This window comes from Tildeniella sp. (genome assembly GCF_059505325.1).
The window spans coordinates 20,489-39,526 of the sequence record NZ_JCACKI010000032.1; the positions used below are offsets into that span (position 1 = coordinate 20,489).

The 19,038-nt window shown below is 50.2% G+C and carries 21 protein-coding genes and 1 pseudogene; 13 read left to right on the forward strand and 9 right to left on the reverse strand.

Features of this window, described 5'->3' with window-relative positions:
* Positions 1-11: 11 nt before the first annotated feature.
* From AC5JO6_RS12805 to AC5JO6_RS12815, 3 genes and pseudogenes are all read left to right on the forward strand, one after another.
* A pseudogene (locus AC5JO6_RS12805) lies at positions 12-454 on the forward strand (Tse2 family ADP-ribosyltransferase toxin).
* A 29-nt stretch (positions 455-483) separates the two neighbouring features.
* Positions 484-1,011, forward strand: a complete 528-nt coding sequence (locus AC5JO6_RS12810) for a hypothetical protein (protein WP_496081454.1) — start codon at positions 484-486, stop codon at positions 1,009-1,011.
* 157 nt (positions 1,012-1,168) lie between these two features.
* Positions 1,169-2,779 carry a hypothetical protein gene (locus AC5JO6_RS12815; protein ID WP_496081493.1) on the forward strand — a complete coding sequence of 537 codons (1,611 nt, stop codon included), beginning with the start codon at positions 1,169-1,171 and terminating at the stop codon, positions 2,777-2,779.
* Between the two features lie 257 nt (positions 2,780-3,036).
* On the opposite strand, the gene AC5JO6_RS12820 is transcribed toward AC5JO6_RS12815, so the two are convergent.
* Both AC5JO6_RS12820 and AC5JO6_RS12825 read right to left on the reverse strand, forming a co-directional pair.
* The gene (locus AC5JO6_RS12820) at positions 3,037-3,441 is read right to left on the reverse strand and encodes a response regulator (protein ID WP_496081455.1); all 405 of its coding nucleotides are present in this window, start codon (positions 3,439-3,441) and stop codon (positions 3,037-3,039) included.
* Between the two features lie 6 nt (positions 3,442-3,447).
* Positions 3,448-3,846: a response regulator gene (locus tag AC5JO6_RS12825; protein ID WP_496081456.1), complete on the reverse strand. Its 399-nt coding sequence runs from the start codon at positions 3,844-3,846 to the stop codon at positions 3,448-3,450.
* A gap of 163 nt (positions 3,847-4,009) precedes the next feature.
* Here AC5JO6_RS12825 and AC5JO6_RS12830 point away from each other — a divergent pair, with 163 nt between their 5' ends.
* The gene (locus tag AC5JO6_RS12830) at positions 4,010-6,601 is read left to right on the forward strand and encodes a DNA gyrase/topoisomerase IV subunit A (protein ID WP_496081457.1); all 2,592 of its coding nucleotides are present in this window, start codon (positions 4,010-4,012) and stop codon (positions 6,599-6,601) included.
* Positions 6,602-6,661: 60 nt separating this feature from the next.
* Here AC5JO6_RS12830 and AC5JO6_RS12835 read toward each other — a convergent pair whose 3' ends face one another.
* From AC5JO6_RS12835 to AC5JO6_RS12845, 3 genes are all read right to left on the reverse strand, one after another.
* A complete protein-coding gene (locus tag AC5JO6_RS12835) occupies positions 6,662-6,889 on the reverse strand; it encodes a hypothetical protein (RefSeq protein WP_496081458.1) in 228 nt (75 codons plus the stop codon).
* A gap of 69 nt (positions 6,890-6,958) precedes the next feature.
* Positions 6,959-7,168: a type II toxin-antitoxin system HicB family antitoxin gene (locus tag AC5JO6_RS12840; RefSeq protein WP_496081459.1), complete on the reverse strand. Its 210-nt coding sequence runs from the start codon at positions 7,166-7,168 to the stop codon at positions 6,959-6,961.
* Positions 7,150-7,362 carry a type II toxin-antitoxin system HicA family toxin gene (locus tag AC5JO6_RS12845; RefSeq protein ID WP_496081460.1) on the reverse strand — a complete coding sequence of 71 codons (213 nt, stop codon included), beginning with the start codon at positions 7,360-7,362 and terminating at the stop codon, positions 7,150-7,152. Before AC5JO6_RS12845 ends, AC5JO6_RS12840 begins: the two co-directional genes overlap by 19 nt.
* A 127-nt stretch (positions 7,363-7,489) precedes the next feature.
* Here AC5JO6_RS12845 and AC5JO6_RS12850 point away from each other — a divergent pair, with 127 nt between their 5' ends.
* The 5 genes from AC5JO6_RS12850 (at position 7,490) to AC5JO6_RS12870 (ending at position 12,320) form a co-directional block, all read left to right on the forward strand.
* The gene (locus AC5JO6_RS12850; RefSeq protein ID WP_496081461.1) at positions 7,490-8,215 is read left to right on the forward strand and encodes a ribonuclease III domain-containing protein; all 726 of its coding nucleotides are present in this window, start codon (positions 7,490-7,492) and stop codon (positions 8,213-8,215) included.
* Between the two features lie 130 nt (positions 8,216-8,345).
* Positions 8,346-8,750, forward strand: a complete 405-nt coding sequence (locus tag AC5JO6_RS12855) for a DUF433 domain-containing protein (RefSeq protein ID WP_496081494.1) — start codon at positions 8,346-8,348, stop codon at positions 8,748-8,750.
* Positions 8,725-9,090, forward strand: coding sequence for a DUF5615 family PIN-like protein (locus tag AC5JO6_RS12860; RefSeq protein WP_496081462.1), 366 nt, complete (start codon positions 8,725-8,727; stop codon positions 9,088-9,090). The genes AC5JO6_RS12855 and AC5JO6_RS12860 overlap by 26 nt, the downstream gene beginning before the upstream one ends.
* A gap of 162 nt (positions 9,091-9,252) precedes the next feature.
* Complete coding sequence (gene ctpC / locus AC5JO6_RS12865) at positions 9,253-10,539, forward strand: carboxyl-terminal processing protease CtpC (RefSeq protein ID WP_496081463.1); 1,287 nt, start codon at positions 9,253-9,255, stop codon at positions 10,537-10,539.
* A gap of 152 nt (positions 10,540-10,691) precedes the next feature.
* Complete coding sequence (locus AC5JO6_RS12870; RefSeq protein ID WP_496081464.1) at positions 10,692-12,320, forward strand: NAD(P)/FAD-dependent oxidoreductase; 1,629 nt, start codon at positions 10,692-10,694, stop codon at positions 12,318-12,320.
* Positions 12,321-12,360: 40 nt separating this feature from the next.
* On the opposite strand, the gene AC5JO6_RS12875 is transcribed toward AC5JO6_RS12870, so the two are convergent.
* Positions 12,361-12,765: a hypothetical protein gene (locus tag AC5JO6_RS12875; RefSeq protein ID WP_496081465.1), complete on the reverse strand. Its 405-nt coding sequence runs from the start codon at positions 12,763-12,765 to the stop codon at positions 12,361-12,363.
* A gap of 454 nt (positions 12,766-13,219) precedes the next feature.
* The gene (locus AC5JO6_RS12880; RefSeq protein ID WP_496081466.1) at positions 13,220-13,597 is read right to left on the reverse strand and encodes a Mo-dependent nitrogenase C-terminal domain-containing protein; all 378 of its coding nucleotides are present in this window, start codon (positions 13,595-13,597) and stop codon (positions 13,220-13,222) included.
* A gap of 832 nt (positions 13,598-14,429) precedes the next feature.
* Here AC5JO6_RS12880 and AC5JO6_RS12885 point away from each other — a divergent pair.
* Complete coding sequence (locus AC5JO6_RS12885; protein WP_496081467.1) at positions 14,430-15,605, forward strand: sulfotransferase family protein; 1,176 nt, start codon at positions 14,430-14,432, stop codon at positions 15,603-15,605.
* Positions 15,606-15,685: 80 nt separating this feature from the next.
* On the forward strand, positions 15,686-16,303 hold the full coding sequence (gene cysC / locus AC5JO6_RS12890) for an adenylyl-sulfate kinase (RefSeq protein WP_496081468.1): 618 nt from the start codon (positions 15,686-15,688) through the stop codon (positions 16,301-16,303).
* 47 nt (positions 16,304-16,350) lie between these two features.
* Here the strand turns inward: cysC and AC5JO6_RS12895 are convergent, their stop codons facing one another.
* On the reverse strand, positions 16,351-16,548 hold the full coding sequence (locus tag AC5JO6_RS12895) for a hypothetical protein (RefSeq protein ID WP_496081469.1): 198 nt from the start codon (positions 16,546-16,548) through the stop codon (positions 16,351-16,353).
* Between the two features lie 81 nt (positions 16,549-16,629).
* A complete protein-coding gene (locus AC5JO6_RS12900) occupies positions 16,630-16,833 on the reverse strand; it encodes a hypothetical protein (RefSeq protein ID WP_496081470.1) in 204 nt (67 codons plus the stop codon).
* On the opposite strand from AC5JO6_RS12900, the gene AC5JO6_RS12905 reads away from it, so the two are divergent.
* Together AC5JO6_RS12905 and AC5JO6_RS12910 are read left to right on the forward strand one after the other, a co-directional pair.
* A complete protein-coding gene (locus tag AC5JO6_RS12905) occupies positions 16,832-18,253 on the forward strand; it encodes a PilT/PilU family type 4a pilus ATPase (RefSeq protein WP_496081471.1) in 1,422 nt (473 codons plus the stop codon). The two genes, AC5JO6_RS12900 and AC5JO6_RS12905, sit on opposite strands and share 2 nt — an antisense overlap.
* A gap of 19 nt (positions 18,254-18,272) precedes the next feature.
* Positions 18,273-19,034 (forward strand): circadian clock KaiB family protein, encoded by a 762-nt coding sequence (locus AC5JO6_RS12910; protein ID WP_496081472.1) that lies wholly within the window; start codon positions 18,273-18,275, stop codon positions 19,032-19,034.
* Positions 19,035-19,038: the final 4 nt, after the last annotated feature.

The following is a 19,038-nucleotide window of genomic DNA, read 5'->3' on the forward strand; positions in this document are numbered from 1 at the left end:
TATTTCACCTGATGGGAAACCTTTACTACCGAGGTATGGCAGAAGCAAACGGCAAACCCAAAATTGGTCGTAGCGCTCGACTGCTAGGAATCCGACCCGGCATTGACATTGATGTGGCACAAAGACCCAGCAACTGGATAGACAAACAAGGGTACTTGCGGGCGGAAACGAATCTCGATCCTTCGGCTGAGTCTGTAACTGTAGCCCTTAGAAACGGAAAGGGATGTCTGCCTCACTCTCGATCGAAGGCTTACCAGCATTCCGTCGGTCTGCTGCGTTTGGCGGTACAGGCAGAGACCAGCTTTGGCAAATTGACGAGAGCAAAATCAGTGGCGACCTTGAAGCAGTACAGGATCACTCGACACACGTCAGCATTCTGCCAAAAGCTACAATGCTCTTAGAGAACTATGAAACAGCATTGGCAAAAACCAGGGACGATTGGGTAAAGGTTTGACGGAACAAGGCAGTGAACGGAGGGCGGTGATGGCATGGATTTTTAGTCTGTCGGCTGAATGTGGCGGGGAACAGGTTGCAGCGGTGCAATTTGCTCAGCACTTCGACGCTGTTGCCTGGATGCTCTCAAACGGTAGACAGGTACTGTGTCAGGCTGAAGTCTTTCAAGCTCTGGACGCAAACTGGTGGTGTCGAGTTTATCCAAGTGGCATCAGTGAGGTTGGCATCAACACACCAGAGACTGCTTACTTGATGACCGAGCTAGGCATCTTACTGTATCAACGCTTGCGATCGGCTCCAACCTTTCGTTACGCCCTGGTTGGTGTCGAAGTGGACGAGTTTAGAACCTATAGTGAGTTACTTGAGGATGCCTCTACCATAGCTTTTCCAGGCTTGGTCATGGCTGACACAGTTTGGCGAGTCATGGGTTCCGCTCCAGCATTCCGACCCTTCACCTTTGGGTATGTTTGGACACCCTACGAAGGTGAAGCTTACAAGCCATTGCTGTCGTCTTCGACGTTGAAGCGCCAACTGAACGAATTACTGCTTGCTGGGTAAGGCAAAAAGACAGGAGCGATCGACATCAATCCCATCCTCACCTTTTAGCAGAAAACTAGCGACCCAAAAACTAGCGACGAAACTTTGCAGGGGAGGCTGGGTCTTTTCCGCTATAGTTCCCTATGGGCAGCTTTGAGGAGTGGATTCTGTGTTGGGAATGAAGCGCTGGCAGACCGTCGCCAAAATCTTGTTTGCACTTGTGTCGATCGTGCTGGTCACGGCGGGTTGGGGACGTGTTGATAAAGCACATGCCGCTTTTTGGGGGCGATCGCGCTCCGCAGCCACTCAAACAACCATCAAAACCACGGGGAAAATTGCAGAAGCCTCACCACCGATCGCCCTGCAAGAGCTACGGCAGGCATTAGACGATTACCAGCCCCAGGTGACGATCCTCAGTCCCCGTAAAAACGAAGTCCTGTCTGATAACACGGTCTCTATCCGCTTCCTTGTCAAAGATCTGCCCCTCTTTAAAAATGAGACGTTTGGGTTGGGTCCGCACCTGCACGTCCTGCTGGATAATCGCGCGTACCAGGCAGTTTACGATACCAGCCAGCCACTCATCTTTAACGATCTAGAGGCTGGAACTCACACCATTCGCGCCTTTGCCTCCCGTCCCTGGCACGAAAGCTTCAAAAATGACGGTGCCTTCGTGCAGACGACTTTTCACGTTTTCACCAAAACTCAGGATAATAGCCCCAATCCTGAACTGCCGCTGCTGACCTACAGCCGACCGCAAGGCACCTATGGCGCAGAGCCAATTTTGCTGGACTTTTACCTGACGAATGCGCCCCTCCATTTCGTTGCTCAGACAGATAACACCGATGATATTGCCGACTGGCGCATTCGCTGCACGGTGAATGGCGACAGCTTTGTGATCGATCGCTGGCAACCGTTGTACCTCAAAGGCTTTAAGCCGGGTAAAAACTGGGTGCAGCTTGAGTATCTTGACGACAAAGGTGACCCAGTACCAAACGTATTCAACAATACGGTACGCATCGTGGAGTACCAACCGAATGGCGATGATCCTCTCTCAAAGCTCATGCGAGGAGAGTTTTCCGCCGCTGATGTGCGTGGCATTGTTGACCCCAACTACACTCCACCAGCGCCCACCGTTGAACCGATACCAGAACCATCTCCCAGTCCCTCAGAGACACCGTTGCTGGAACCAACGCCTATTCCAGAGTCAACGCCCGTTCCAGAACCCACACCCACTCCAGAATCCACACCCAGTTTGGATCTTCCCGATCGCCCCAGTTCGATCGCACCTCTAATCCCGATCCCAGAACCGTCTCCTCCCAGCCCTGAACCAACCCCAGAGGCGGCACCGTCAGATGAAACAGAAAGGCAGGACGCGATCGCCCCTCCAGTCCCGTCGCCAGAGCGTCCGTCAGAGCCAGAAACAGAGCCAATTTCCCCAACTCCACCAGACGATGCAACCCCGCCAGCAGCAGCTTCCGTAAGTGGACAAGAACGCTTGCGGCAAGTGTGGCAGCAACTCAGTCGCTATTTACCACAGAGACGCAGCGCGATACGTGCTCCGCACACACAAGTGAACGCGCCCTCCGTCAATACCGTGCCAAATGCTGAGTTAAATCCGACTGAGTTAAATCCGACTGAGCCAAACCCGACTGAGCCAAATCCGCTCCCCAGAGTGTCGATCCCGTCCCCCTTGCCGCCAACGCTGCCCGAAATTATTGATGCTGCTCCAGATGCGTCTTCTGCGGTGGAATCAGAGCCATCGGTAACCGGGAAACCTCGGGGTCACTAGGCGATCGCCACACTGCCTACCCTGAGGGTATTCACAAAACAGTTAAATATAGTACTATTGTACCTATCGAGGCGTTGAGAAGCTGCTAAACTCGATTCGCACTCTGTATTTTGGCGAATGCGTAGACGAAATTATTTACGGTAGTCTGGGAAACAGAGCTGCCTCTGATCAAAGGGTATGAGTTCATGTGTGGCGTAATGACCCATCAACCGATCGCTCATCAGCGTTCTAGGGTTGATACATCAGGGCTTGTTTCGCTATGCCTCACCTGGCAACAGTGCCATTACCTGGTCAATAAACGCTCGATAGTCCACTACGGGTTTAGAAATATAGTCGTCGGCACCGCTTTGCTGTAGGGAGTTTTCTTTGTCGCCAATCATGGCATGTGCCGTCACCAGAATAATGGGCACGGAGGCGGTACTAGGGTCGCTTTTCAGCAGTTGAGTCAGCTTAATGCCGTCGACTGCTTTACCCTGGTAAAGGCTATGCGACAGCGACACATCCATCAGAACCAGATCTGCTTGCCCCGCTTTGACAATCTGCATCACCTCATCGGCATCTTCGGTATGCTTTACCGTCAAACCACCCAGTTTGGTCAAATAGCGCGAAAACACCCGCACGTTACCCAAATCATCTTCAACCAGCAAAACAGTTTTCGTCATTGGTTCCTACCCTGTAGGCAACAGCGCCATAATCTGATCGACAAACGCTTGATGATCCACAACGGGCTTGGAGATGTATGCATCAGCGCCACTCTGCTTCAGAAAGCTTTCGCGATCGCCCTCCATCGCATGGGCTGTTACCAGAATGATCGGCAACTTCGCCGTCATCGGATCCGCTTTCAGCATCTGGGTGATTTTGATACCATCGACCGCTTTCCCCAAGTAAACACTGCGCGACAGCGATACATCCATCAGGATAATATCGGCTTCCTGAGCATGGGCAATTTGCATCACTTCTTCCACATTTTCAGTATGCTTGACCGCCAAACCGCCTCGCTTCGTCAAGATTTTAGAAAAGACGCGTGCGTTAATCAGATCGTCTTCGACAATCAGAACGGTTTTCATTGTGGTTTCCTTGGAACATGACTCAGATGCAGCCACTTCATTATCCGCGCCGATTTTACTGTGAAATGGACACAGGAGCGTTGGGGATTGCCCCCATCGTAAACGTCACTTGCTGCAAATGCTACAAAGCTTTTATGAAATCAATGCTGAAGGAATCAAGCTCATGGCTGTAATTACCACTGCTCTGCATACAGAGATGCAGCAGTCATATCTGGAATATGCCATGAGCGTCATTGTGGGACGCGCTTTACCCGACGTGCGCGATGGGCTGAAGCCAGTGCATCGACGAATTTTGTATGCGATGCACGAACTGGGTTTAACCCCCGATCGCCCCTACCGCAAGTGCGCCCGCGTCGTTGGAGATGTACTGGGTAAATACCATCCCCACGGTGATCAGGCAGTTTACGATGCGCTGGTACGGTTAGTGCAGGAGTTTTCGAGTCGCTATCCGCTGCTGGGTGGTCATGGCAACTTTGGCTCGGTAGACAACGATCCACCTGCTGCCATGCGGTATACCGAAACGCGACTGGCACCGATCGGTAACGAAGCACTCCTTACCGAAATTGGCGAGGCAACCGTCGATTTTGTCGGCAACTTTGACAATTCGCAACAGGAGCCAACCGTACTCCCAGCGCAACTTCCCGTCCTCTTGCTCAACGGCAGTTCGGGGATTGCAGTTGGCATGGCGACCAACATTCCACCCCACAATCTAGGAGAAATTGTCGATGGCTTAGTGGCGCTGATTGATCACCCTGATCTGCCCGATGCCAAGCTGTTTGAACTGATCCCTGGACCCGACTTTCCCACGGGTGGCGAAATTATTGGTACCGATGGCATTCAGGAGGCATACACCACGGGGCGCGGCAGCATTCCGGTACGGGGCATTGCTCAGGTGGAAGAACTCCAGATTGGTCGTGGGCGGCACCGACGGACGGCACTGATTGTCACAGAGTTGCCCTACCAGGTGAATAAAGCCGCCTGGATTGAAAAGATGGCAGAGCTAGTGAATCTGGGACGACTGGAAGGTATTGCCGATCTACGCGATGAGAGCGATCGCGATGGCATTCGGGTCGTCATTGAGCTACGCCGCGATGTCAGTCCTCAGAAAGTGCTGACCAATCTCTATCGTCAAACCGCACTACAGTCAAACTTCGGCACCATTATGCTGGCACTTGCCGATGGGCAACCGCGTCAGATGCCACTACGGGAGTTACTCCAGCAGTTTTTGCGTTTCCGGGAAGACACGCTCACCCGTCGCTATCGCCACGAACTGAGTCAGGCAGAAACGCGCCTTCACATTGTCGAAGGGTTAGTGCTGGCGCTGAATAACCTGGATGCGGTAATTGATATTTTGCGCCAAGCGCCTGATGGCAGCACCGCTAAGATGCAGTTTCAGGAACGGCTTGACCTGAGCGATCGCCAGGCAGATGCCATTCTCTCGATGCCGCTGCGACGGTTGATTGCCACGGAACGGCAAAGCTTGCAAACCGAATTTGACGAGTTGACCGCACGGATGCGCGAACTCCAACGGTTGCTGGACGATCGGCGCGAACTGCTCAAAGTGTTGAAAAAAGATCTGCGATCGCTCAAGAAAAAGTACGCTGATCCCCGACGGACAAAGATTATTGCAGTCAGCGGTCAGCGGTCAGCGGTCAGCGGTCAGCAGTTAGAAATTGGCGAACAGCTCATCCTCGATCGACCGTCACTGACCACTCACAACCAGCCGCTAGACACTGATAATCAACAACCAACAACGGTCACTCCGACCCACGAAGCCGAAGTCGAAGAAACAGTCGTCGAACTCACTCAACGGGGCTATGCTCGCCGACTGACAGCCAAAGCCTTTCAACGCAACCAGAGCAAAGCGGCAAGCAAGCCGACTCAGATGCTAGAAGAGAGCGACGACTTTGTTGCTCAAACCGAATTTGCAACGACGATTCAAACGCTGGTCATCCTCACTCGCAGCGGCAAGGCGTATCCTCTCAGTGTTAAAGATGTGCCCCAGGTATCGGGTAAATCACGCGGCACGCCCCTGGTAACATTGCTCCCGCCTTCGGCTCAAAGTGATCCTGCATCGATCGTCGGTTGTTTTGTGCTGCCCGATGAGCGAGACGACATCGATCTCTTGTTAGTCACGCAGCAAGGACGCATCAAGCGGTTGCCACTAGCAGAGTTAGACGAATTAACAGGGCGAGGACTCACCGTATTGAAGTTAAAGCCAGATGACCAGTTAGCCTACGTTAGCCTGGCAGAAGTTGGCGATCAGCTTGTATTGGCAACAGCGGGTGGGCGCTTACTGCGCTTGGCAGTCAACGACGAGCAACTACCCTCACTAAGCCGAGTTGCACAGGGCAATCTGGCGATTCGGTTGCGCAAACAAGAAAAACTGGTCGGCTATACGCTGATTTATCAAGGCGACGACCTCTTCTTAATGTCAGAGCAAGGGTATGCTAAGCGTTTGGCGATCGACACCATCCGTCTCTCCACAGTTGGTGACCTCGGCACTCAATCATTTAAATTTACTGGTAAAACCGATGCCCTTGTTGGTATGGTCGCTGCTGCACCGCATACGGCAATCACGCTGCTAACGAACACTAACCGTCTGTCGCGCTTAACAGGTAGCCTCGTACCACTCAAAGGTCGGGATGAACCGGGCGATCGTCCGCTTAGTCTTGACCCCGACGAACGTGTTATCAGTTTAACGATCCCAAAACTGCCGCTGCCTGACGCAGAAGACGACAGCGTTGAGGCGTAGCTGGCTTTTCAAATGAGCTTGGGCGCGTATGAATCCAGAAAATTGCCTGTCGAGGCTGCTTCACAGCGATTCAAACTGAGCGGTAAAGCCGTCCAGCGTCATACATTCATCTTGAAAGGCTTCCGCCTCGCTCACGTCTTCTACCTGAAAGGTCATGATGCGCCGCTCATCCTCTTTCATCTTTTTGGTGGAAAGTGGCTTGACCGTATAGTGCGCCATGATTGCGTTGAAGGCGTTCGCATCGTTGCGCCAGCTCTCAGCCGAACAGTAAACCGTTACAAGCCACATGATGGTTCATTTTTTAGTTGTAGGAGTGATGATACGCGATCGATCAACTCACTTCCCAACAGTCTTCTTTCAACACACCTCAATGTACTGACACAAACTCGACGGTTCAGGAATCGATTCACGATTTAACTCCATTCCTTCAAGATGGAATTCGATCGCCTCCCGAATCATCTGCTGTATCTCTTCTAGCGTGTCCCCTACGGCAATACAGCCTGGAAGATCAGGCACATACGCTGAATAGTTTCCCGCTGCTTTTTCAATCACAACTGCGTAACGCACTGGCTTTCATCCTCCAGTTGAGCCTGCCTCCTGATACTTTTAAGCGTACCTGTAGCTAAGTCTTTCGACAACTTACCTGGAACAGTAACGGTTCCCGACTTAGTAGGATGGCGATATTGACGGTGACTGCCTTTCGTTTGATCTAGATACCAACCATCTGCCTCTAATCGTTTGATCAGATCTTTGACCTTCATGCTGTATCACTTCCCAAGCAAAAGCCAAAATTCGGCTCCCTAGCACATCAGGAATATCAACAAATCTCAGTGTAGGTATAACTTGACACACGAGCATACAAGCTACCGAGGTTAATCAAATCCTTTCATGAACGTGAACGATCAGGAATTACGTCAGTGGGTGCAGCAGCATTTTGGCATACGTCCGCAGGATCTAAACAAATATCGGAGAGCACTTACCATCCGGCAGTACGAGGTGCTTGAGTTTTTTGGTGATGCAGTCCTAGCTTTCGTTGTTTCTGAGTATTTGGTTTCAAAGTACTTAATTGATCGACCAGAATGGTTTACGAACGTTAGAGCAGAGATCGTTAAGAACGATAATTTGACTCAAATTGGTCAAAAAATTGATATTGTTTCCGTTGCCAATATTCCTCAAAGTCAGATCACCGATAGAGTGATTGCCGATTTGGTTGAGGCATTGATAGGAGCGATCTATCAGGATTGCGGGCTAAAGAAATGTGAGACTGCCATTAGACAAGCATTTGATTTGGCGACGGTAGATTCTGAAGCGAGACAACGAGTTGAGGCAAAAGTCAGAAAAGATATCGCTGAATTAGAACGTAAACAGCCCGTTTCGGCATTGCAAGAATTTTTGGCAGACAAAGGCGAACTGAAGCCTGACTATTCTGAGCTAAATCGAGTAGGGACACCTAATCTACCAATTTTCACCTTTGAGGCAACCTGTAAATTTGAGCGGAAGACCTACACAGCAGAAGGTCAGGGAGGATCAAAAGCTAAAGCGAAGCAGAACGCTGCACAGAACCTTTTTGCTGAAATGCTGAAAGTATATAAGAAGTCTTGGGGTATTGACTGATGGTCTGAGTTGCCGCAGGAACGAACATCATGACGATCACGCCCACCCATACTATTCGTCAACTAAATGGCTTTTCGCTATGCTGAAGACAGTATTTAAGCGATCGGCTTTCGGCTCTGGAGTTGAGCAAATGAGCAACGATTTATTGACTATATCCATTGCGGGGCTAGAGACTCAGCCGACTCGACTGGATAACTACTTTGACTTTTTGAGTTCGGACGATATTCGGGTTAAAGGTACACGAGTGGGAATTGAGAGCATCCTGCACCGCTATATTTACAGTGCTGAGACACCTGAGGAAATTGTCACCCATTTCTACACGGTGACGCTGGAGCAAGTTTACGCCACTATTCTCTACTATCTCCATCATAAAGAAGCCGTTGGCAAATATGTAGCAGATTGGTTAGCGTTGGGGCAGCGAATGCGTGAAGAACAGAGGATTAACCCATCTCCAACTGTGCAACGATTGATGAAACTAAAGGCTGAACGCGAGGCAGCACAGCAGGAAAATGGCGCTTCGCTATCTCATGGATGAAAACGTCGATCCGCTTTACCAAAAGCAATTGCGACGGCTAAATCCTGATTTGGTTGTTTGGGCAGTCGGTGATCCGGGTGCTCCCGCCAAAGGTACGCTCGATCCTGAAATACTGCATTGGTGCGAGGAACACACGTTCATCCTCGTAACAAATAACCGTGCATCAATGCCACTCCATCTGGCTGACCATATCGCTCACGATCGTCATATACCTGGAATCTTTATTCTTAGCAGTGATTTAAGTGTTGGACAAAGCCTTGATGAATTGCAGCTTATTGCGGAAGCTTCACTAGAAGGCGAGTATCAGGATCAGATGATCTATCTACCCACGTTACGGTAGGCGCGATCGACCCACCAACGCTTCAAAGACGATCGCGCTCAACAGCCCGATACATTCTGTTCTAGTGAAGAATTTTGTCTATTGTTGAGGGAACGACGTTGCCTCGATCGGCTGTGCTAGATTGAGCATAATCTTTTGCAGTTTCTCCTCTAGCTCAGTCTTATGGCAGTCACGAAACGTGGGCTTGTTCTCGCTTCTACAGCGATCGCAGTTAGTGCAGTCACCATTACCGGAGCCGGCATTCACCTATCCGAAGGGCAAGCTTTCTTCCAGGAAAGCCCAAAAGGACTCGTTGATGAAGTTTGGCAGATCATCGATCGTACCTATGTTGATGGCACCTTTAACAAGGTTGACTGGAAGGCGACTCGCAGTGAATATCTGAACAAGCCCTATGCCAACAAAGAGGAGGCATATAAAGCAGTGCGCGAAATGCTCAAAAAGTTGGGCGACCCCTACACTCGCTTTATGGATCCGCAAGAGTACAAGAATATGCAGATTGATACCTCTGGGGAGCTTACCGGAGTCGGTATTCAGCTTGCAGCCGATGAAAAAACAAAAAAGCTGACCGTCATCGCACCGATCGAAGATTCGCCTGCATTCACAGCGGGCATTTTGGCAAAAGACATTATTACCAAAATTGATGCCCAGAGCACCGATGGTATGGAGCTGAACAAAGCAGTGACGCTCATTCGTGGCAATCCTGGCACTAGCGTTAAGCTGACCGTGCAGCGTGGTGATAAGCAGATGGAATATCAGCTTAAGCGGGCAAAAATTGAGATCCACCCCGTCCGTGCTAGCTATCGGAAAGACGAGGCTCAAGGCGGAGTCGGTTACATTCGGCTGGTGCAGTTTAGCGCCAACGCACCTGCTGAGATGAGGAGCGCCATTCAGAAGTTAGAGAAGCAAAACGTGAGCGGTTACATTCTCGACCTGCGTTCTAACCCAGGTGGGTTGCTCTTTACCAGCATTGAAATCGCTCAGATGTGGTTAAAACAAGGTGCTATTGTTTCGACAGTCAATCGTCAAGGAGAGCAGGATCGAGAGAAGGCAAACAACCGGGCGCTGACCGATAAGCCTCTGGTGGTGCTGGTTGATGGTGGCTCTGCGAGTGCCAGCGAAATTCTCTCTGGTGCCTTGCAGGATAATAAACGCGCCACGTTGGTTGGCACCAAAACGTTTGGTAAAGGCTTAGTGCAGTCTGTCGGTAGGCTGGGTGATGGTTCTGGCTTGGCAGTCACGATCGCTAAATATCTGACACCCAGTGGTCGAGACATCAACAAAAACGGCATCGAGCCAGATGTGGAAGTCAAGCTGTCTGATGAGCAACGACAAACGCTGAGTGGCGATCGAGAGAAAATCGGCACGTCCGCTGATTTACAATATGCTAAAGCCCTTGAAATTCTGACCCAACGCATCAAGGCTGAACAGCCCACTGCGCCAAAGTCCTGAAGCGGTCTGGGGCAGACAATGAGTCGGTTCGCTGGTTGTGGATGGCATACTCCACCACAGTCTTGTTTGTTGACTCGGCTGCCCTGAGCGTTAAAGCCTAGCTTTAAAAAAGAAAGCTCCTAGCTTCTGCTATTTATCCTGCCAGACCGTCCATGCTGCGCCTCACTGAAATCAAACTCCCACTGGAGCATACTGAAGCAGATATCCAATCCGCGATTCTCAAAAAATTGCACCTTGTCCCAGACGATCTAATTGGCTACACCATCTTCAAACGTAGCTATGACGCTCGTAAACGTGGTTCCGTTTCCTTTGTTTATATTTTAGATATCGAAACGCCGAAACAAGCACGACTGCTCCAGCGCTTCAAGCACGATCCGCATGTGGTGCCTACCCCTGATACGACCTACCGCTACGTTGCCCAAGCACCCTCTGCACTGAAGGTACGTCCTATCATCATCGGTAACGGTCCTTCTGGCATGTTTGCGGGTCTATTACTAGCACAGATGGGGTTTCGTCCGTTGATTTTAGAGCGGGGAAAAGCCGTCCACGATCGCTCCGTTGATACATTCGGTTTCTGGAGCAAGCGCAAATTCAACCCGGAGTCAAACGCCCAATTTGGGGAAGGCGGCGCAGGCACTTTCTCAGATGGCAAGCTCTACAGCCGAATTAAAGATGCCAATCGTCAGGGGCGGAAAGTTCTTACCGAGTTGGTCAATGCGGGTGCTGCCCCTGAGATTCTTTACGTCAACAAACCCCACATTGGCACTTATCGGCTCGTCAAGATTGTCGAGCACATGCGCCACACGATCGAGTCTTTAGGCGGCGAAATCCGCTTTCAAAGCCGAGTGGACACGATCGACGTTGAGCAAGGGCAGGTATGCGGCGTGATTCTCGCCAATGGAGAGTACATCCGCAGTGACCACGTTATTCTGGCGATCGGACACAGTGCCCGCGACACCTTTGAGATGCTGCATCGGCAAGGTGTTTATATCGAACCCAAGCCGTTTTCGATTGGCTTTCGGGTCGAGCATCCGCAAGCATTAATTAACCAGTGTCGGTTGGGATCGCAGACAGGTCATCCCCTGTTGGGTGCAGCGGATTATCAATTGGTACACCACTGCTCGAATGGGCGATCGGTCTACAGCTTTTGCATGTGTCCGGGAGGGCAAGTCGTTGCGGCAACATCCGAACGCGGGCGTGTAGTCACTAACGGTATGAGCCAGTACGAGCGGAGCGGCAAAAATGCCAACAGCGGCATTGTCGTTGGCATCACGCCAGAGGATTATCCAGGTAGCCCCTTAGCTGGGATAGACTTGCAGCGTCGCTTGGAGGAACGTGCTTTTGAGTTAGGTGGCAGCACCTATGAAGCTCCGGGTCAGCTAGTCGGTGATTTTCTGGCGCGACAGTCGTCTACTCAGTTAGGAAGCGTGAAGCCATCCTACAAGCCAGGGGTGCATTTGTGCGATTTGAGTTCCAGCTTGCCGGATTATGCGATCGCTGCAATCCGTGAAGCGATCCCCATATTCGACCAGCAAATCAAGGGGTTTGCCATGCATGATGCTGTCCTTACGGGAGTAGAAACCCGCACTTCGTCACCCATTTGTATTAAGCGTGGCGCTGACTGCCAAAGTATCAACACGAAAGGGCTATATCCAGCAGGCGAAGGAGCTGGCTATGCGGGAGGCATTCTTTCTGCTGGTGTAGACGGTATTAAAGTCGCTGAAGCAGTTGCTTTGAGCCTTGTGGCAGCCAACGGTCAGCTATCAGCTATCAGCAGTTAGAGAAACGCTGATAGCTGATGACAAACTATGCCGTTATTTCCTAATCAGTCTCCTTCGCGTGTTTTAGGTTTGTGGATACGGGTTCAGCGATCGGCTCGCTCTCTTGCAGAATCCTCTGTGGTAGAACGTCCTCTGGTAAAACGCCTGCTGCAATTAAATCGCCAGTGAGACGCTTTGCCACTTGATCGTGCCGATCGAACAGCATGAGTAAGCCTTGCGCCTCCAGATCGTCAATAGTTTGCTTCACCACTGTCAATGGCTCTGCTTGAGTCAATTCTGATCGAGCAGCTTGCTCTGCTTCTAAGTGAGCAGGCTGATCAGAACCCGTTTTGCTGACGATCGCGTGCAGCGATTTGTGTGCTGCCGCTGTAGCATTTCCGTTGCGCGTCTGGGCTGTCGGCTCAACAACGTCAACAGCACTAGCCTTAGAAAATGAGAACTGCATGGCATACCCTCTTGAGACTGACTAGAAGAACATTGCCCGCCTGCTCAAGGTGCGTGGTGACCGCATAGACGAGCGATCGACGGGTAGATAAAAAGTGAAGAAAAACGAGTGTTGCTGAATGGCGGGATGCATTGCCCTCATCCCCTTTCTTGAATGACCGAAGGGCTATACCCTTCTCCCCAGGGAAAAGGGAGCAAGAACTCTGGTTCCCTCTCCTTTTGGGAGAGGGCTAGGGTGAGGGTCAGTCAGATGGATTCATCCCATCAGCGATGCCGAAAAACGCACGTCAGACGCTTGCAGGCGGTATCGAAGTGAAATAGACGTGAAGGTTTAGAGAGTGTCATCGAAAAGACGACTATTGGGGGCTTGGGGTCTAGAACAATGCCTGAGGACTGGCAGCGTCGCTTGTATTAGTACCAGTTCAAGTACCTCTGAGAGACCAATAGCGTCAAGACTAGCAGAAAGGTGAAATATCCTCGCCACAGGCATCTGCTAAATAGCAAAGAGCACGAAAACGCAGCGCCACCAACTCATCATAGAAAGGGTTGAGTTTGCAAAGGGGCGGAATCGAAAGTAGCGTGCGTCCAAAAAGCTGAAAAGTACGCTCGAAGGGACATCGAGCCGGGATGAGCAAGCAAAGCGATCGCGCCATTCGGCGATCGTGTAGTTCAAGGTTTGCTAACCACTGCCGAATCGGTTGCAGCGGCGCGAAGCGTATCTGTAAGCCCAGGTGACTGCCCACCGTTGGATCGATCACTGGATTGGAAGCAACGTCTGGGCAACGATCGCTTTGAGAGTGATTAGTTGTTTGAGCGGTTGAAAGCAGAATCATGCCTCGTTTGTGTTGAATAGAACTCAAGGCAGCACAGGAAACCCTCCTGTCATCCTTGCTTTACTTAGCGTTGCCAGCCATGTAAGCCCAGGTACCTAAAGTGGACGCTAAGAGCCAGCCAGTTAAGACGATCGTCGTTAAAAGCAACATATGCACCTCCATTGGTAGATAAAGAATCGTGGGTCTCAACCCATGCACAAGCTAACAACCGGATCAAAAGGCTGCAATATTTATTAATGGAATCAGGAAATTGTTACATCTTTCTACATCTCTCTCAGCGATACCCGTAAAGAGCGCTGTCTACGTAAGAGTGGCTCTAACAGAGAAGATGGAAGGGTCTGCTCTAGTGTCGATCAAACGGTAGCATGCGTAGCACTATGAGAACGGTAGCGCTGCGGTGCTGCAATCTGAGGCAAGTCGGGAGAACTCGATCGGATAGCAGGCTCCATCGTCAAGATGAATCACACTGGGGCACAGCACACGGCGCATAAGTACGATTAGCGGTACAAAAGCAAAACCTGCTTGTCGCTCACGACTCACTAAAGATTGGCTCTACGATGAGATTCACAAAAATCAGGTAAAAAATTTGGGTAATTAATTTTGGTCATTATCAAATCTTCACAGCAATCATCGGGACTTTGCCCTCAGGACGGAGAATGCTGAAACAGGCATGAATGAGTGGCTCAACGCAACCTGATAGACACGCAGAGTTCAACCATTCTCTTCTAGCATCAAAGAAAAATCAGGCGTTGCCTCTTGGCTGAAGTTAGCATTCACAGTTCATTTTGGATACAATTAGAAACCACAAAATATGACACGGAGGTTATCTTAAATGCGACATGACGGGAACAGCAAGCAACCCGTTCTGCTCATTGCTGGAATGCATCGATCAGGCACGTCTCTCACGGCATCGCTTCTACAAAGCGCAGGTGTAGATGTTGGTCAACACCTTCTTGAAGGAAACACTGGCAACTTAAAAGGACACTTTGAAAACCTTGATTTTTTGAATTTTCATCAAGATGTTCTACGTTCAACGGGAATTTGTGAAGCTGGTTGGACATTGAAAAAAAGTATTAATGTCCCTGAATATTATATTGATGCAGCAAAGTTACTTGTCTCCAAAAATGCGTCGCTAACGCAGCCTTGGGCATGGAAAGATCCTAGAACAACTCTTTTCTTGAATTTTTGGGGCAACTTAATCCCAGAAGCAAAGTTTATATTCATTTATCGATCGCCCTGGGAAGTGGTTGATTCTCTATACCGTAGAGGCGATGAAGTATTTAGTCACAATCCTCAATTTGCTCTCGATCTATGGACAAATTACAATCAAGTTGTCTTAGATTTTTACAGCTCTTTTTCAGACAGATGCTTTTTAATACATCTCAATCAAATTACTAGTGATCCTACTGCTTTTATCGAGTCAGTGAGTCAACAATTCAGCCTTTCACTTAATCCTCCCAAAGAGGAGCTTTACGATGCCTCTTCTTTAAAGACCCAGACATCGTATTCTCAGCGCGCCCTAATGATTCAGCGCTATTTTCCAGACGCTTACTCGTTATATCAGCAGCTCAACAACGCAGCAGGTTTTAGTGATGATTCAACGCACATCAATCAAGAGCTAGTTTCACCAACTGCCTGGTTACTTAAAGATTGGCTAGATTTACAGGGCTTGAGCAATCGAGTTGCCGACCTGCAAAGTCACTTCTCTGCTTCTCAGGCAGAGCTGGTAAAAATGGCTCAAGAGCGTCACCAGCTTCAAGATGCGAATCAGCAGCTTCAAGATGCAAATCGGCAGCTTCAAAATGCAAATCAGCAGCTTCAAGAAGTGAACCAAGCACTCCAAAAAGATGTTTCTACATGTATAGAGAGTACCAATGATCTTAAAGAGCAACTCAGCCACCAGCTTGACCAAACGCACGCTGCCATTGCAGCGATGAAGACCAGCAAGTTCTGGAAGCTAAGAACACAGTGGATTCAATTTAAGCAGCTATTTCATCTTAAAGAGTAGTAAGCTCAAACGCTGTAAGGGACAGACTTAGCAACAACTTTTTGACACCAGGTAGATTGAGCTAAAGGCTGAGTTGATTCATGAAGACGAATGGTATGGTCATTTGGTTAACTGGGCTAAGTGGTGCAGGGAAAACTACGATCGCGCAAACTTTAGAGCGCTTATTTTTAACATGGCAGCTTAATGTGGAGTTGCTGGATGGTGATGTCATCCGCACAAACTTATCCAAAGGGCTTGGCTATACAAAAGACGATCGCGATACCAACATTAGACGAGTGGGCTTTGTGGCAAATTTGCTGAGCCGCAATGGGGTAATTGTGATCGTTGCAACGATTAGCCCTCATCGCTTGGTGCGTGATGAAATGAAAGCAATGATTCCTAACTTTCTCGAAGTTTACGTTAATGCGCCTCTCAACGTTTGTGAATCGCGCGATGTTAAAGGTTTATATGCAGCAGCAAGAAGGGGAAAAATAAAGGAGTTTACAGGTATTGATGCTCCTTATGAAGCTCCTTTTAATCCTGACATTAACTGTTTCACTGACCAGGAAACGGTAGAAGAGAGTGTCGCTAAAATCATGCAAGCGTTGAAGTCTGCCAGCTTTTGGCACGACATGCAGCCAGAGACACCTACAGAGATACCTACAGTGCAGCACCAGACAGCCTTGAATCGGTTGCCAACGCGTCGGCAAAAAGCGTGATCTGCCAAAACTGAAACGCATTAGCGCGCAATAGTAAGCAACGTATGTCAGGCAGGCTGACATTTGCCAGCGCGAATCAAACCGACGCGGCGGGCGATCGCCTCCTGCTGCGAGTCGTAGGGTCCCCAATGCTCTGAGGCAGAAGACTCCTCCGTTTTTTGTAGAGGCTCAACGTCATTGCCAGACAAAATGACACATTGACCATTCGCTTGCTTCACGACATACCAGGCTTCGGTGTCACTCATAAACTTATTTTCACGAGATTCAACATAGAAATGATAGGACAACAGTCGTTGTGGGAAAACTGCTCTAGAGATGGGTGTCTGTTATTTTGGTAGAGACGCGCAGCCTAGACGAACGATCGCAGTTGCCTGAGCAAGCATGGGTGCATCACACGGGTTATCCAGGCACGTTCTACAGGCGTTGTTTTGCTCCTCAGCCACCATCGCTATCAGTACAACGGTACGGGTCTTGATCAAGAGTCCGTCGATCGCTTTTATCGCTCTACGCTCCGTAGAGAAGTAGCACATGACAGAATCACAGCGTCCACCGATATCGCCGCCACCTCCGCGTGTTCCGCCAGCACCACCACCGCCAGCGCGCACGCCTGCCAACAACGGCACTACGATCGCTGCCACGCAACAGATGACATCCGCTATGCCCCCTGCTGGAGCAACACCGACGATTATCTCTGCGCCTGCTGGTACGTCACTTCCCATGATGGGTTCAACTCAACCTGCTGGTGCTGCCACGCCAACCGTTGTCTCGTCTCATGCCCAGCAGCCTGCGGCATCTCAAACGGTCGTTTCTGCGCCTGCGACACCCCCTGCCGGACATCGTCCCACTGCGCCACCATCGGTACCCGCGAACGTGCGCAAGCCGAATAACGGTTCCCCGACGCTGGCAGAAATTGTGCGACATGCTTTCGACAAAGGCTATTCAGACGTTCACGCTGGCGTTGGAGAAGTCCCGCGCTTTCGGAACCGGGGCGAGATTGATCCAACAGACTGGCCCGTCACCGATCGCGAAACTTTCTATAGCTGGCTGCACGAGATTCTTAGCGAAGAAGACATTCACGAGTTTGAGGAGACCCTGGACTTTGACGCTGCCACTCAGTATGACTTTGCTCGTGTGCGGATCAATATCTTCGACTCGTTGCACGGTCCTGCCATGGTGCTACGGTTAATTCCGCTCAAAATTTTGACGATGGAGCAGCTTAACCTTCCCCCTGTGTTCAAAGACGTTTGTCACTACCACAAAGGTTTGGTGCTGGTTACAGGTCCTACGGGTTCTGGTAAGTCCACCACTATGGCAGCCATGATTGACTACATCAACAAGGAGATGCCAAAGCACATCATTACCATTGAAGACCCGATCGAATTTGTACATAAAAGTCAAAAGGCATTGATTAAACACCGAGAGGTCGGTATTCACACCCGCAAATTCGACAATGCGCTGAAAGCAGCTCTGCGGGAAGATCCAGATTTAATTCTGGTGGGTGAGATGCGGGATAAAGAAACCGTTAACACGGCTCTCAAAGCGGCACAAACGGGGCACCTCGTCATGGGAACGTTGCACACTAACAGTGCGGTCAAGACGATCGAACGGATTCTGCAACTGTTTGAACCAGAGCAGCAGGAACCCATTCGGATCTCGCTAGCCGAATCAATGGTTGCCGTTATTTCTCAAGGTCTGTGCCGCACGACCGATGGCAAACGCGCTGCCTTTCACGATATTCTGATTAACACAGACGCGATTAAAGATTTCATTCGGCGCGGTGAAATTGAGGAGATTGAGCAAATTATTCCTCGCTGTACCTTCGACGGTATGTGTACGATGAACCAGTCTCTCTACAAACTCTATGAAGCGGGACGAATTACAGAAGAAGTCGCTTTGGAGATGTCGCCAAAGCCAAACGAAATGGCGCAGTCGCTGAGAGGGCGCGTGTAGCCACCTATAGGAAAAGACGTTGAACCCAGATTCCGCTCCTAACCCTGGTGTCTTTAAGGGCATTGCGCTGTTTACACCCGGTGGCGGTTTAATTTACGGCATCGATTATAAGAAGCAGGAACGCTGGCACCTGCATCTTTGCGTCGCGCTACGCGATCTTTTGGGTTTGCCAGAACCGCCTCACTTTTTGGTGCCCTGCTATACTGCAACGGTCGATCGCTGGCTTGACTCGCGAACACAGCAACTGTTGACGGTCGCTGAGGCATCACCACTGGTGCTTCGCTATCAGACTTTACTGAATGTCGTCTTCGGTCTGGATGATCTAAACTGGCAACCGTCTGCACTGAAAGAAGGCTTGTGTGATGCTGTGATTTTAGCGACCTATCGCAAACAGTTTCCGCAACTTTGGGAACCCCACGATTTAATGGTGCGGTATGAACAGACCGATCCCTATGCCCAGCTCTATGAAGTGCCACAGACCGCAATTGTAGAACCGATTGCACCAGAGACAGAGACGAAAGGCTACGTCCTACGACTTTTTGTTTCAGGACACAGCACAGCAACAGAACGGACGCTGCAAACCCTGCATCGGTTGCTAGAAGAATCTCTCAGCCATCCGTATACGCTTAAGATCATTGATGTGTCGCAGCATCCTGAGCAGGCAGAGCTTGATCAGGTCTCGGCAACACCAACGCTGGTCAAAGCATGGCCTCATCCTGTACGCCGTATTGTTGGCGACCTGGACAACGTTGACCAACTTCTACGTATTTTAGGGTCGTAGTGAA